Consider the following 14,109-nt stretch of genomic DNA (forward strand, 5'->3'; position numbering starts at 1 on the left):
ATGACCAAACATCCTTTTGACCAGGCGCTTGCGCTTGAACCTGCGGGCGCAGACAGGCCCGACACTTTTATGGGCCACACCAGCCCCGCTTACTGGAACATGGTCGGCCCCTTTGGCGGCTCGACTGCTGCGACGGCACTGCAGGCCGTGCTGCAGCACCCTGCCTTGCTGGGGGAGCCGGTGTCGCTCACCGTCAACTACGCAGCCGCCACCAGCGAGGGCGCGTTCAACATCACCGCCACGCCGGTGCGCACCAATCGTTCGACCCAGCACTGGGTCATCAGCCTGAGCCAGCCCGATGCACAGGGCCATGAACAGGTGGCGATGACGGCCACTGCCATGACCGCGCTGCGCCGCGACACCTGGCACCTGAACGACATGCCCATGCCTCAGGTGGCGAAGCCGCAGGATGTGCCGCGCGCCGACATGCGCGGCGCGATGGAATGGCTCAATCGCTATGAAATGCGCTTTGCACGCGGTGCCATTCCGACAGACTGGCACGGCGACGAAAAACGCTCGCCCGACAGCGTGACCCAAATCTGGGTGCGCGACGACGTGCCGCGTGCGCTGGACTTCACCTCCATCGCCGCCATGGCCGATGTGTTTTACCCGCGCATCTGGCTGCGCCGTCCCTTGCGGGTGCCGGGCGGTACAGTGTCCATGACCACCTACTTTCATGCCAGCACCGCGCAACTGAAGGAAGTCGGCACCGGCTATGTGCTGGCGCAAGGCCAGGGCCAGGCGTTCCGCCACGGCTTTTTTGACCAGGCTGCGCAGCTGTGGAGCGAGGCAGGCACATTGCTGGTCACGAGCCATCAACTTGTCTACTTCAAAGAGTAGATGAGCCCCCACGGTCGCTCACTGCGTGTAGCTTCCTGCCCCCCGAGGGGGCCGTTCGCCTGCAGCCCGGCGTAGCCGGTTCTGCGGCTCTGCTTGCGAAAACCTTGCTTCGGCGAAAATCCAGAAATCGTTTCCCAATCTTTAATCGAGACAACATGACCGCTACGCTCAATACCATTCCCGAAATCCTCACCAGCATCGAAGCCGGTGTGATGACGCTGACCATCAACCGCCTTGACAAGAAAAATTCGCTGACAGCCGACATGTATGCGGCCATGGCCGATGCCATCGAGGCGGCCCAGCACGACAGCAGCGTGCGCGCCTTTGTCATCCAGGGTCATGAAACCATTTTCTCTGCCGGCAACGACATCAGCGACTTTCTGAACAAGCCGCCTTCGAAGCAAGATGCGCCGGTGTTCCGCTTCCTGCGCGGCATCAGCAGTTTCAGCAAGCCAGTGGTCGCCGCAGTCTGCGGCCCGGCGGTCGGCATAGGCACCACCATGCTCCTGCATTGCGATCTGATTTACGCAGGCGACAACGCCGCGTTCTCATTGCCTTTTGTCAACCTTGGTCTCTGCCCTGAAGCGGCTTCCAGCTTTCTGGTGCCGCAGCTCATGGGCTACCCGCGTGCAGCCGAGGCGCTGTTGCTGGGGGAGCCCTTCCGTGTTGAAAGCGCGCTCGAGATGGGCCTCATCAATCGCATCGTGCCGCCGGGCGAGGCAAATGCACTCGCGCAACAGCAGGCGCGCAAGCTGGCGTCCAAACCCATGAGCTCGCTGATTGAAACCAAGCGCCTGATGAAAAAGGGCAATGCTGGCGTCGTCGCCGAACGCATGATGGAAGAAGCAGCCAGCTTTGGCCGAATGCTGACGGAGCCGGCAGCGAAGGAAGCGTTCACGGCTTTCCTCGGCAAGCGCAAGCCCGATTTCTCTGCACTCTGAAACAAGCCTGCCTGTCATCCCGGACCTGATCCGGGATTTTTCCCCGCTTTTGTTTGAATGGGATTGCGGGTTGACGGAGCCTGCGTACAGCGGTTTGTGTCGACCTTCACGCAGAGGCCGGGGGTTGCCCGGCTTGCCAGTGAAGGGCTACTACCTCAACTCAGGCTGGTTGAATCTCAAACCTGCCCGGGCTGGGCATTCTGCAAAGCTGCAATCCGCTCCTCAATGGGAGGGTGCGTAGAAAACAGCTTGCCAATCCCGCCGGTAATCCCCATGGCCTGAATCGTCTTGGGCAACTCGCCGGGCACCATGCCGCCAAGGCGCGCCAGGGCATTGATCATGGGCTGCTTCCTGCCCATCAGGCTGGCCGCGCCTGCATCAGCGCGGAACTCGCGGTGGCGCGAAAACCAGGCGACCACAATCGCGGCGGCGAAGCCGAGCACGATGTCCAGCACGATGGTGCTGATGTAGTAGCCTATGCCGGGGCCGGAATTGTTGTCGCTGCCGCGCCGCAAAAAGCTGTCCACCGCGTAGCCGATCACGCGGCTCAGGAACACCACAAAGGTGTTCATCACGCCCTGAATCAGCGTCATGGTCACCATGTCGCCGTTGGCAACGTGGGCGATTTCGTGGCCCAGCACTGCCTCGATCTCCTCGCGCGTCATGCCTTGCAGCAGGCCGGTCGAGACGGCGACCAGTGCCGAGTTCTTGAAGGCGCCCGTGGCAAAGGCATTCGGCGCACCTTCAAAGATGCCGACTTCGGGCATGCCGATGTTGGCGGTGGTGGCCAGCTTGCGAACGGTCTCCACAATCCAGGCTTCGTCGGCGTTTTGCGGCTCATTGATCAGGCGCACGCCTGAACTCCACTTGGCGACAGGCTTGCTGATCAGCAGCGAAATGATTGCGCCGCCAAAACCGATCACGGCGGCAAAACCCAGCAGCATGCCGAGGTTCAGGCCTTGCGGCGTGAGGTAGCGGTTGACGCCCAGCAGGCTGGCCACAATGCCCAGCACCACAACCACAGCAAGGTTGGTCAGTACAAACAGAAAAATGCGTTTCATGGGTTCTCCGTGTGGAAACACTTTAATTAAACGACGCCGGCGAAGGCCGTCAAAAGCCGCGTCACCGCTTAAATGGGGGAGGGCACACCCAAATCAAGCGGCTGCTACAGCTGCCGCACAACATTTTTACGGGTTGTTTTGCGTGCGCGGCCTGAATACGAAAGAGTCATCATAAAAGGAAAAGTTCTCGTTCTCCGGCCACCAGCCCGGCACGCCCAGCACCGGCAAAGGCAGAAAAGGTTTTCCTGCCAGCCTATCGGCGCTTAGGCTGGCCGCCACCCAGGCGTCAAGTTCAGGGATCGAGCCGCCCGCCGGAGATGCCTGGTAGACGTGGGCGGTGATGGGTTTTCTGGGGTTGAGCAGCTTTTCAAGCAGGGCATGGCCAAAGAGCACCAGTTGCGCTTCTGCCCAGAGGGGTCGTAAATCAACGAACAGGCGCTTCCAGTCACGCGCCTCCAGCGCGTCCCAGATGGCCTGCGGCGCCAGCAGGAAGGCTGCGTTCTCGTCGAACAGCGTCAGTGCGTCCCGCACAGGGCCGCGACTATTCTGCACACCGGCTTTGGCAATCTCGGCCGCCTGCAGCTCGTTGAGTCTCTTTTTGGTCTGCGGGAAAGTGATCCAGCACAGGCCGTTGAAGAAGTCATGCGCGTTGGCGCGTGTGGGGACTGTGCCGGTGTCGAAGATGAATTGTTCGTAGGCGGTGCCGGAGGGCAGGGCAGATTGCGGAACAAATCGCCTGAACGCAGTATGTCGGCTCAAGGCCTGATGCAGGTCAGCGCCGTGTGCCACTTCACTCATGACTTTTTGCCCCGTATCGCGCAGGGGCGCAAGCCACGGACAGGTCCAGTCTACAAGGAAATTTTCAGCAGGTGCGCAGGCATTCATCCGCTTTTTGCGCTCTGGCGCGGCTGTCTTTTATCGCGAACCATGACAGTGGACTTGCCTTCATCCACGATCTCAAAAAGCTGCGTGGCTACGAGTAATTTGGTCAAGGTGGCGTAACCGTAGTTCCGGTGATCAAACGAGGCCTGATTTGCGATCTGCGTACCCACCGCCCCAACGCGCGCCCACCCTTCATCGTTGGCGGCCGCCTGCACGGCATTACGCAGCAGTGAGACCAGCCGGGCGTCCTGCTTGAGTTGCGCCGGTGTCGCGCGAAGGGGTGTGGCAGCGACGGCCTCCGCTTCTTCACGGCTGCCAGGTTGCGTGTCTGTACCAGCAATCGGCCGCAGCTTGTCAAGATAAAGAAAGCGCGAGCATGCGTTGACAAAAGGCTCGGGCGTTTTCTGTGCGCCAAAACCATACACAGCCGCACCCTTGGCGCGCAGATGCATCACCAGCGGCGTGAAATCCGCGTCCGACGAGACAATGCCGAATGCATCGGGACGGTCTGTGTAAAGCAGTTCCAGTGCATCAATCACCATGGCCATGTCACTGGCGTTTTTGCCTTTGCTGTAATCAAATTGCTGCATGGGCCGGATGGCATGCTCATGCAACGCCTCTTCCCAGCCCTTCAGCTCGTTCTTCTTCCAGTTGCCGTAAGCGCGCCGGATATTCGTCTCGCCAAAGGTGGACAACTCGTTGAGGATCAGGTCGATCTTGGACGCCGGAGAATTGTCGGCATCAATGAGCAGGGCCACCCGTGGTTTGCGTTCCATCAACCTTCTCCGGTAACGGTCAGCTTCCAGGCCAGGCTTTCACCCGACCTCAGCGGCTTGAGCTCCGCGTCGCCGAATGGATAGCTCTCAGGCGGGGTCCAGCTTTCCTTTTTCAGCGTGATGGTGCCTTTGTTGCGCGGCAGGCCGTAGAAGGCCGGGCCGTTAAAACTTGCAAAAGCTTCGAGCTTGTCGAGCGCACCGGCGGCCTCAAAGGCTTCGGCATACAGTTCCATCGCGGCGTGCGAGGTGTAGCAACCTGCGCAGCCCGTCGCGTGCTCTTTCAAATGTGCGGGGTGCGGCGCGCTGTCGGTGCCCAGGAAGAACTTGTTGCTGCCGCTGGTGGCGGCTTCAACCAGTGCGACACGGTGGGTTTCTCGCTTGAGTACCGGCAGGCAGTAGTAGTGCGGACGAATGCCGCCGGTGAAGATCGCGTTGCGGTTGTAAAGCAGGTGGTGCGCCGTGATGGTGGCAGCGGTGAAGCGGTCGGCATCGCGCACATACACCGTGGCTTCTTTGGTCGTGATGTGCTCGAAGACGATTTTCAGTTCGGGGAAGTCCTTGCGCAGCGGGATGAGTTGCGTGTCTATGAACACGGCTTCACGGTCAAACAGGTCGATGTCGGCACTCGTTACCTCGCCGTGAACCAGCAAGAGCAGACCTTCCTTCTGCATGGCCTCCAGCGTCTTCCAGGCCTTGCGCATGTCGGTCACACCGGCATCGCTGTTGGTGGTGGCGCCTGCCGGGTAGAGCTTGAGTGCGACCACACCGGCCTCTCTGGCGCGCCTGATCTCATCCGGCGGCATGTTGTCGGTGAGATAGAGGGTCATCAGCGGCTCGAACTTCGCGCCCTTCGGCACAGCGGCCTGTATGCGCTCACGGTAGGCAACAGCCTGTGCCGCGGTAGTCACGGGCGGCCGCAGGTTCGGCATGATGATCGCGCGGCCAAATTGGGCGGCAGTGTGCGGAACCACTGTATTGAGCGCGTCGCCGTCGCGCACATGCAAATGCCAGTCGTCCGGACGTGTGATGGTCAGGGCGGCACGTGACGGGGCGGGTGCAGTAACAGAGGTCGATGTGGTCATGGAATTCATCCTTCAATTGTCTCATTTGCAGCGCATGTACATGGACCGCTGATCGCCGCTGTGCGCGGTGGCCGCCCGCCTAAGGAAAGCCCTGATGCAGGGCTGGCTGGCCAGCAGTTACCATCGCTGGCCAGCCACAAAAAGGCTGCACAGGCGTCACCATCGCCGGCCGCACCCCACTACAAGAAGTTTTCATGCATCTGCCCCCCGAATCTGGTCACGCGCCAGAAGCCATGCCGCCCCTGGATGCGGTCGACGAACCCGTCAAGGTTTCCCTCAGGATTGAAGACTGGCTCACCGTCATCGTGATGGGCGCGCTGGCGCTTTTCACCTTTGCGAATGTGCTGGTGCGCTACTTCACCAGCCAGTCATTTGCCTGGACGGAAGAGTTCTCTGTCTTTTTGATGATCGTGCTGGCGCTGGTGGGCAGCTCGGCCGCCATTGCACGCGACCGCCATATCCGCATCGAGTATTTCTCTGAAGGCGGCTCCATGGCCAGGCGCAAAAGGCTGGCGCAACTGGGCGCGGTGATGGTCGCCATCCTGTTTGGCCTGATCGCCGTGCTGAGTGTGCGTCTGGTGTGGGACGACTATCGCTTCAACGAAACCTCGCCGGGCATAGGCATTCCGCAGTGGTGGTATTCCATCTGGCTGCCGATACTGTCTCTTGGCATGGCGTTGCGCGCTGTCGGCCTCTTCATTCGCCGGGGGCGCCGCGAATGATCCCCACCCTTCTTTTTATTGCCTTCATTGTGCTGATGCTGGTTGGCGTGCCGATTGGCGCAGCGTTGGGCCTGGCCGGTGCCGCCGCGATTGCACTCGCGAATTCTGATGCGCAGTTGTTCGGCCTCATGGCGGTGCCGCAAAACTTTTATGCCGGGCTGGGCAAGTACCCGCTGCTGGCGATTCCCATGTTTGTGCTGGTCGGCTCCATCTTTGACCGTTCGGGCGTTGCGCTGCGCTTGGTGAATTTTGCGGTCGCCATCGTAGGGCGTGGCCCGGGCATGCTGCCACTGGTCGCGATTGCTGTGGCCATGTTTCTGGGCGGCATTTCAGGCTCCGGCCCGGCCTGCGCAGCGGCCGTCGGCGCCGTCATGATCAGCGCCATGTCGCGTGCCGGCTACCCGCCGTCGTTCTCTGCCAGCGTGGTGGGCGCTGCAGCCTCCACCGACATTCTGATTCCGCCGTCGATCGCGTTCATCGTCTACTCGGTACTGGTGCCCAATGCCTCGGTGCCAGCGCTCTTTGCAGCCGGCATGATCCCCGGCATCCTGGCCGGGCTGGCGCTTATCGTCCCTTCCGTCTGGCTTGCGCGCAAATACAAGATGGGCGCGCTTGAAGCAGACATGCCCAAGCCTCCGTTCTGGGCCAGCTTTCGTGATGCCATCTGGGGGCTGGCCGCGCCGGTGCTCATTCTGGGCGGCATGCGTGCGGGCTGGTTCACACCGACCGAAGCTGCAGTGGTCGCGGTGTTTTACGGGCTGTTTGTCGGCATGGTGATTCACCGGACCATCAGGTTCCGCGACCTGTTTGAAATCCTGCGCGAGTCGGGCGAGTTGTCGGCCGTGATTTTGCTGGTGGTATCGCTTGCAGGCATCTTTGCCTATTCGCTCAGCACGCTGGGCGTGATTGATCCCCTCACACGCGCGATCACCAATTCGGGCCTCGGCGAGTACGGCATCATGGCGCTGCTGATATTGATGTTGGTCACCGTGGGTATGTTTCTCGACGGCATCTCCATCTTCCTGATTTTTGTGCCGCTGCTGCTGCCGATTGCGCAGCACTATAACTGGGACCTGGTGTGGTTCGGTGTCATCCTCACGCTCAAGGTCGCAATAGGCCAGTTCACGCCGCCACTGGCCGTCAATCTCATGGTGTCCTGCCGAATCGCCAATGTGCGCATGGAAGAAACCGTGCGCTGGGTAATCTGGATGATGCTGGCCATGTTCCTCGTGCTGGTGGCTGTCATTGCCTTCCCGCAACTGGCTTTGTGGCTGCCCCACAAGCTCGGCTATTAAAAACAACTATCGATTTTTACCAAGGAGACTCGTCCAATGAAATTCAAAACCGTCCTCGGCCTTGCGCTGGCCTGCGCCTCGCTGGCCTTCACCGCTGCTGCGCCTGCGCAGACCTACAAGTCCGAATACAAGATGTCGCTGGTCGTCGGCCCTGCATTCCCCTGGGGCAAGGGCGGCGAAATCTGGGCCAACCTCGTGCGTGAGCGCACACAGGGCCGTATCAACATCAAGCTTTACCCCGGCGTGTCGCTGATCCAGGGCGACCAGACGCGCGAGTTCAGCGCCATCCGCCAGGGCGTGATCGACATGGCTGTGGGCTCGACCATCAACTGGTCGCCGCAGGTCAAGGAACTCAATGTGTTTTCCCTGCCTTTCCTGATGCCCGACTTCGCGGCAGCTGACGCGCTGACGCAGGGTGACGTGGGCAAGGAAATCTTCAAGGTCATCGACAAGGCCGGCGTGGTGCCACTCGCCTGGGGCGAAAACGGTTACCGCGAAATCAGCAACTCCAAGCTGGCCATCAAAAGGCCTGCCGACATGAAGGGCCTGAAAATCCGCGTGGTGGGCTCGCCCTTGTTCCTGGACACCTTCACCGCGCTGGGCGCCAACCCGACGCAGATGAGTTTTGCCGATGCGCAGCCTGCGCTGGCAACCGGCGCGGTTGACGGCCAGGAGAACCCGCTGTCGATCTACACCGCGGCCAAGCTGCACAACTCTGCGCAAAAGCACATCACGATGTGGGGCTACGTCAATGACCCGCTGATTTTTGTCGTCAACAAGGAAGTCTGGGCATCCTGGACCGAAGCTGACCGCAACATCGTCAGGCAGGCTGCCATCGAAGCCGGCAAACAGGAAATCGCCATCGCCCGCAAAGGCCTGATTGAAGCCGACAAGCCCCTCCTGAAAGACATTGCAGCCCTGGGCACCACCATCACCCAGCTGACGCCTGAAGAACGCGCAGAGTTCGTCAAGGCCACCCGCCCTGTGTACGACAAGTGGAAGAACCAGATCGGCGCGGGCCTGGTCAGCACGGCTGAAAAGTCGATTGCGGCACGCAAGAAATAAGAAATCCCGCGTCAACAAAAAAGCCCCGCAGTGCGGGGCTTTTTTATTTTCTTTGACGAAACCATTAACTCACCTGCAATCAGATTTGTACGTGTGATAAAACGAGCTATCAAAAAAAGATGCCAGTTAAGTCTCATGCAGAAGCTATCTCCTGGCGAAATAGTCCTCTACAGGTCTGTCATTCGGCACCGCCCACGCGGCCCTCGTGCTTTCATTAAGATTTAGCCCCAAACGAAGATTCCTTGGAGGAATTGGCTGTGTAAACCATTTATCCCAAAGGCGACTCATCTCACCTGTCTTGATCAAACCCACAATAGTTTCTTCCCCAAACCTCTTAAACCCGGAGTCATCTTTACGGATCATGATCGCAATAGGTTCAGCGCTTAATATTTCACCCACAATTCGGAAATCTGAAGGATTCTTCGACGCAGCAATATTGCCAGCCAGAATTGAGCTGTCCATTACAAACGCATCGGCACGGCCAGATTCCAGTTGCAGGAAGCTGTCGGAGTGATCCCTGCCGAAGACTTCCTTAAAGTCGACGCCGGTGGCGCGATTACGTAGCGTCTGCGCAGAGGTGGTGCCGGTGGTGGTTACGACGGTTTTCCCACCGAGTTGCCCGATATTGCTGATCCCAGAGTTAGCCCTCACAACCATGCGCACTTCTTCAACAAAAGTCGTGGGGAGAAAAGCCACGTCTTTTTGCCGAATAGCATTATTGGTAGTAGAACCGCACTCAATATCCACCGTTCCGTTCTGAATCATCGGGATGCGGTTTTGCGATGTTACCGGTACGTACTGGACGTCGATCCGACGACCAAGGCGCTTTTCGATATCTCCAATTACCTTCTGGCAAATTTCGACATGGTAGCCAGCATACCGACCTCCACCTAGTGAATAAGAAAACACCCCTGAGGCCTCACGCACCCCCATCGTTATCCGGCCAGATGATGCTATTTTTTGGAGGGTCGCACTGCTACTGAAATCGCCGGAGGCTGATAAGGAATACTCCTGTTGCCTCGGACTATTCTGAACAGCCGTCGTTACTCCTGCAGGAAGCGAGGGAGATGAAACAAGAGCAGCCAGCCCAATTCGCGCACGACCAGCGAAACGACTCGCGGGATAAGCGGTCAAGAATGCTTGATAAGCTCCAGCAGTATTTACGCGTTGCGTATCTTCCCAAGCTTGGACTTCAACTTCTTCTATTGATGGGAATTTTGTCTCTGCTCTCTGTACTGGCGGTGTGTAAGCGGCAACTGCCTGTCCCGCCCCGGGGAAGAAGAAAAAATTTCCGCGTAAATCATGCGAAACAGCGGGTCTTTGTTGATGATTCACTTTTCGTGCAATATCGTCCACACGCTCCTTCACGGCCTCAAAGGCACTCCTTACTTCGGGATTATTGTTCCGGATCACCTGTACCAATTCCCAGGTAAAAAGTCCATTGCGACTCCCATTTCCCGGAACAGAATCCAAAGCCTTTTGATCGCGTCCAGCAGACAAGATAACTATTTGACCCGTGGTTGGTTCGGGACGCGCCAGTCCGCGAGTATTACCTATGCTGCGTGTCGCTTTTTTGGGAAATGGATTGTCTCGGCAGGCATCAATTACAAACACGGAAACGCGAGCATCAGAAAAAGAATCGAGTACTTCAACGAGAGGTATAGCACTTCGCTCAACTTGACGATCACTGTCAGGCAACGGAATATCGACGGGTAGCAAATATTGATTCGCACCAATTTGCACGCCATGCCCGGCGAAATAAAACACAAGCTCATCGCCTTTGTTTATCCGTGCTTTAACCTTATCGATAAGGCCCCAAAACTGATCCCGGCTCAAGTCGTCCTGCGCAATAACCTCGAATTTTGCATCGCGCATTGCCTGAGCGAACAGCCTTGCGTCATTGCGAGCATTCTTCAATGGCTCGACAGTCCGATATGCATCGTTGCCGATAACAATTGCAAACCGCTTAGGCGACTGAGCATGTACAACGCTAGCCAATACCACTATTACTAGTGATACGAAGAAACGTGTGAGCATGCGAACGTCCCGTGGTCAATACGACTAATGCGCCAGGATCTTGTTGAGGAAATCCTTGGTCCGCGGCTGGCGGTTTTCGGGGTGGCTGAAGAACTCATCCTTCGAGCAATCTTCAAGCATCTTGCCGCCCACGTCCATGAAGATCACGCGGCTGCCGACCTTTTTGGCAAAGCCCATTTCATGCGTCACGCACATCATGGTCATGCCATCCAGCGCCAGGCCCATCATGGTATCGAGCACTTCGCCGACCATTTCAGGGTCAAGCGCAGAGGTGGGCTCGTCAAACAGCATGGCAATCGGGTCCATGCTGAGCGCACGGGCAATCGCCACACGCTGCTGCTGGCCGCCCGACAGCTGTCCGGGGAACTTGTCCTTGTGCAGCATCAGGCCCACACGATCAAGGTACTTCAGGCCGTGAGCCTTGGCATCGGTGGCATTACGGCCCAGCACCTTCATCTGCGCCAGCGTCAGGTTTTCTGTCACGCTCAGGTGCGGGAAGAGTTCAAAGTTCTGGAACACCATACCGACACGGCTGCGCAGCTTGGGCAGGTCGGTCTTGGGGTCGTGCACGGCCTGGCCGTCCACAAAGATCTCGCCCTTCTGGAAAGGCTCCAGCGCGTTGATGGTCTTGATCAGCGTGGACTTGCCGGAACCCGACGGGCCGCACACCACCACCACTTCACCTTTTTCGATGCTGGTCGTGCAGTCGTTGAGCACCTGCACCGGTCCATACCACTTGGACACATTCTTCATTTCAATCATGGCCATCTTTAACTCCGGTAATTCTTAAGTTTTGTCTTGGGCTGCGCAGGCAGGCTTAACGAATGATTGCAATCCTGACCTGCAGGCGCTTGACCATGTAGGACAGTGCAAAACACATCACAAAATAAACAACGGCAGCCAGCAGGTAGGCCTCTTCAGGACGGCCGTAGATCTTGCCGGCAGTGCTGAAACCCTTGAGCAGGTCGTAGGCGCCGATGGCGTAAACCAGCGAGGTGTCCTGGAAAAGGATGATGGTCTGCGTGAGCAGAATCGGCACCATGTTGCGGAAAGCCTGCGGCAGGATGATCAGCTTCATGTTCTGCGCGTAGGTCATGCCCAGCGCACGGCCGGCGTTGACCTGGCCACGCGAAATGGACTGTATGCCCGCACGCATGATCTCGCTGAAGTAAGCCGCTTCGAACGCCACGAAGGTGATGATGGCCGAGATCTCTGCACGGTAGTTGCTGCCGCCGGGAATGATGGCGTAGAAACTGGCCGGCACCAGCAGGAAGAACCACAGGATCACCATGACCAGCGGCACGGAGCGCATGCCGTTGACATAAAAGGTCGCGGGGATCATCAGGAATTTCTTGCCCGACAGCCGCATCAGCGCCAGTATCGTGCCGAAGATGATGCCGCCTACGGTGGCAATCACCGTCAGCTCAATGCTGAAGATAAAGCCCTTGATGACGAACTTGGAAATAATGTCCCAGCTCAGGAAGCTCAGGTCGAGTCCAAACATGTCAGTGTCCTCCACCAGTTGCACCGGCCACCACAAAGCCCGGTATCTGCAGTTTCTTCTCAACCACCGCCATCACCCGGTTGACCGCAAAGGCCGAGGCCGCATACAGCAGGGTGACGGCCAGGTAGATTTCAATGCCGCGCGAGGTTTCTTCCTGTGCCTGCATGGCGAACATGGTGAGCTCGGCAATCGACACGGCAAACGCCACAGATGAATTTTTCAGCAGGTTCATGGACTCGCTGGTGAGCGGCGGGATGATGATGCGAAACGCCATCGGCAGGATCACATAACGGTAGGTTTGCGCCGTCGTGAAGCCCATGGCCATGCCGGCGTAACGCTGTCCGCGCGGCAGGGCCTGGATACCGGCCCTGACCTGTTCTGCAATACGCGACGAGGTAAAAAAACCGAGCGCAAACACCACCAGGATGAAGCTCGGCAGGTTTTTCATCGCCGGGAATATCTTGGGGATGACAAAGTACCAGATGAAGATCTGCACCAGCAGCGGTACGTTGCGGAAAAGCTCAACCCAAGCGTTGGCCAGCCGGACCAGCCACGGGCTGTTGGGCAGGGTGCGCATGGTGCCTATGAGCGCGCCGAAAATCATGGCGACGACCCACGAGGCGCCGGCCACTGACAGCGTCCAGCCCCAGGCATCGAACATCCACTGCAGGTAGGTACGGCCGCTGCCGTCATCTTGCAAAAATACTTTCCAGTCCCAGGTCATGGTTACTCCAGCCTACTGTTATTGATGTTGTTGCTCAAACGAAAAACGAAAACACAAAGCCTTTCGGCAAATGACAAACCCCGCCACGAACAGTAGTCAGGGACGGGGTTTGTATCTCTTCAGGTACTGATAAGCGGACTCAGGCCGGATTATTTCTTGGCGTAGTCTTCCATCGGTTTGTCATTGGGGTTCGCCCACGCAGCCTTGGTGCTTTCGCTCAGTGCCAGGCCGACCCTGGTGTTCTTTGGCGGGATGGGGTTGAGGAACCACTTGGTCCAGAGCTTGTCCAGGTCGCCGTTCTTGATCATGGCCTTGATGGTGTCATCGCCCAGCTTCTTGAAAGCCGGATCATCCTTGCGGATCATGATGGCGATGGGCTCCACGCTCAGCACTTCACCGACGATCCTGAAGTCTGCGGGGTTCTTGGCGGTGGCGATGTTGCCGGCCAGGATGGAGCCGTCCATCACGAACGCGTCAGCACGGCCGGACTCAAGCAGCAAAAAGCTGTCGGAGTGGTCCTTGCCGAAGACTTCCTTGAAGTCGACGCCGGTGGCGCGTTCATTCTTGCGCAGGGTCTGCACAGAGGTGGTACCCGTGGTCGTGGCGACGTTCTTGCCATTGAGCTGGGCAATGGCGGTGATGCCGGAATTGGCCTTGACGGCGATACGCACTTCCTCAACGAAGGTGGTTGGCAGGAAAGCCACGTCCTTCTGGCGGGTCGCGTTGTTGGTGGTGGAACCACACTCGATATCAACCGTGCCGTTCTGAACCAGTGGAATGCGGTTTTGCGAGGTCACGGGCTGGTATTTGACTTCCAGCTTGCGGCCGGCGGCCTTTTCAAGCGCGGCGATCACGCCGTTGCAGATTTCAACGTGGTAACCGGTGTATTTGCCGTCACCAAGGGTGTAAGACAGGGCGCCAGAGGAGTCACGAACGCCCATGGTGACCACGCCGGAGGCCTTGACCTTGGCGATGGTGTCGTTGGCCTGGGCAAAGGCGCCGCCGGTAGCGAGCAAGGCGATTGAGAGGGCGGCTAGTTTGAGTTTCATGCTATCTCCTGTATTGAAATGAAACGGTTGGTGAATGCCATTCTAGAGAGTCGATACAAGGGCTAACCCCAAGGTTTACCCGTGCCCTTCCAGAACGTTTTGAGAGGTGTTTACGTTGATTCAGAGACCTG

At 58.3% G+C, this 14,109-nt stretch carries 13 protein-coding genes and 2 pseudogenes; 5 read left to right on the top strand and 10 right to left on the bottom strand.

Annotation, left to right across the window (positions count from 1 at the left end; genetic code table 11):
- The gene (locus HYX42_RS06805) at positions 1 to 840 is read left to right on the top strand and encodes a thioesterase family protein (RefSeq protein WP_293401198.1); all 840 of its coding nucleotides are present in this window, start codon (positions 1 to 3) and stop codon (positions 838 to 840) included.
- 155 nt (positions 841 to 995) lie between these two features.
- Positions 996 to 1,781 (top strand): enoyl-CoA hydratase, encoded by a 786-nt coding sequence (locus tag HYX42_RS06810; RefSeq protein WP_293401200.1) that lies wholly within the window; start codon positions 996 to 998, stop codon positions 1,779 to 1,781.
- A gap of 176 nt (positions 1,782 to 1,957) precedes the next feature.
- Here the strand turns inward: HYX42_RS06810 and htpX are convergent, their stop codons facing one another.
- The 4 genes from htpX to pyrC all read right to left on the bottom strand — a co-directional run bounded on the left by htpX (position 1,958) and on the right by pyrC (position 5,582).
- Complete coding sequence (gene htpX / locus HYX42_RS06815; RefSeq protein ID WP_293401202.1) at positions 1,958 to 2,842, bottom strand: protease HtpX; 885 nt, start codon at positions 2,840 to 2,842, stop codon at positions 1,958 to 1,960.
- 126 nt (positions 2,843 to 2,968) lie between these two features.
- On the bottom strand, positions 2,969 to 3,640 hold the full coding sequence (locus HYX42_RS06820) for a DUF3025 domain-containing protein (RefSeq protein ID WP_293401204.1): 672 nt from the start codon (positions 3,638 to 3,640) through the stop codon (positions 2,969 to 2,971).
- An 83-nt stretch (positions 3,641 to 3,723) separates the two neighbouring features.
- A complete protein-coding gene (locus tag HYX42_RS06825; RefSeq protein WP_293401206.1) occupies positions 3,724 to 4,500 on the bottom strand; it encodes an NYN domain-containing protein in 777 nt (258 codons plus the stop codon).
- On the bottom strand, positions 4,500 to 5,582 hold the full coding sequence (pyrC, locus tag HYX42_RS06830) for a dihydroorotase (RefSeq protein WP_293401208.1): 1,083 nt from the start codon (positions 5,580 to 5,582) through the stop codon (positions 4,500 to 4,502). Before pyrC ends, HYX42_RS06825 begins: the two co-directional genes overlap by 1 nt.
- 194 nt (positions 5,583 to 5,776) lie before the next feature.
- Between pyrC and HYX42_RS06835 the strand changes: the two genes are divergently transcribed.
- The 3 genes from HYX42_RS06835 to HYX42_RS06845 are packed head-to-tail and all read left to right on the top strand — an operon-like array spanning position 5,777 to position 8,664.
- Positions 5,777 to 6,304 carry a TRAP transporter small permease gene (locus tag HYX42_RS06835; protein ID WP_293401210.1) on the top strand — a complete coding sequence of 176 codons (528 nt, stop codon included), beginning with the start codon at positions 5,777 to 5,779 and terminating at the stop codon, positions 6,302 to 6,304.
- Positions 6,301 to 7,599, top strand: a complete 1,299-nt coding sequence (locus HYX42_RS06840; protein ID WP_293401212.1) for a TRAP transporter large permease — start codon at positions 6,301 to 6,303, stop codon at positions 7,597 to 7,599. The genes HYX42_RS06835 and HYX42_RS06840 overlap by 4 nt, the downstream gene beginning before the upstream one ends.
- A gap of 36 nt (positions 7,600 to 7,635) precedes the next feature.
- Complete coding sequence (locus HYX42_RS06845; protein WP_293401214.1) at positions 7,636 to 8,664, top strand: DctP family TRAP transporter solute-binding subunit; 1,029 nt, start codon at positions 7,636 to 7,638, stop codon at positions 8,662 to 8,664.
- 144 nt (positions 8,665 to 8,808) lie between these two features.
- Here HYX42_RS06845 and HYX42_RS06850 read toward each other — a convergent pair.
- The 6 genes and pseudogenes from HYX42_RS06850 to HYX42_RS06875 form a co-directional block, all read right to left on the bottom strand.
- A pseudogene (locus tag HYX42_RS06850) lies at positions 8,809 to 9,642 on the bottom strand (amino acid ABC transporter substrate-binding protein); the annotation flags it as partial.
- A 315-nt stretch (positions 9,643 to 9,957) separates the two neighbouring features.
- Positions 9,958 to 10,701, bottom strand: a pseudogene (locus HYX42_RS06855) (caspase family protein); the annotation flags it as partial.
- A gap of 24 nt (positions 10,702 to 10,725) precedes the next feature.
- Positions 10,726 to 11,463, bottom strand: a complete 738-nt coding sequence (locus HYX42_RS06860; protein ID WP_293402414.1) for an amino acid ABC transporter ATP-binding protein — start codon at positions 11,461 to 11,463, stop codon at positions 10,726 to 10,728.
- Positions 11,464 to 11,518: 55 nt separating this feature from the next.
- Positions 11,519 to 12,205, bottom strand: a complete 687-nt coding sequence (locus tag HYX42_RS06865) for an amino acid ABC transporter permease (RefSeq protein WP_293401216.1) — start codon at positions 12,203 to 12,205, stop codon at positions 11,519 to 11,521.
- 1 nt (position 12,206) lies between these two features.
- Positions 12,207 to 12,929 (bottom strand): amino acid ABC transporter permease, encoded by a 723-nt coding sequence (locus tag HYX42_RS06870; protein ID WP_293401218.1) that lies wholly within the window; start codon positions 12,927 to 12,929, stop codon positions 12,207 to 12,209.
- 149 nt (positions 12,930 to 13,078) lie between these two features.
- Positions 13,079 to 13,978, bottom strand: a complete 900-nt coding sequence (locus HYX42_RS06875; RefSeq protein WP_293401220.1) for a transporter substrate-binding domain-containing protein — start codon at positions 13,976 to 13,978, stop codon at positions 13,079 to 13,081.
- Between the last annotated feature and the right edge of the window lie 131 nt (positions 13,979 to 14,109).

This window comes from Polaromonas sp., from assembly GCF_016185115.1.
Lineage (GTDB): Bacteria > Pseudomonadota > Gammaproteobacteria > Burkholderiales > Burkholderiaceae_C > Polaromonas.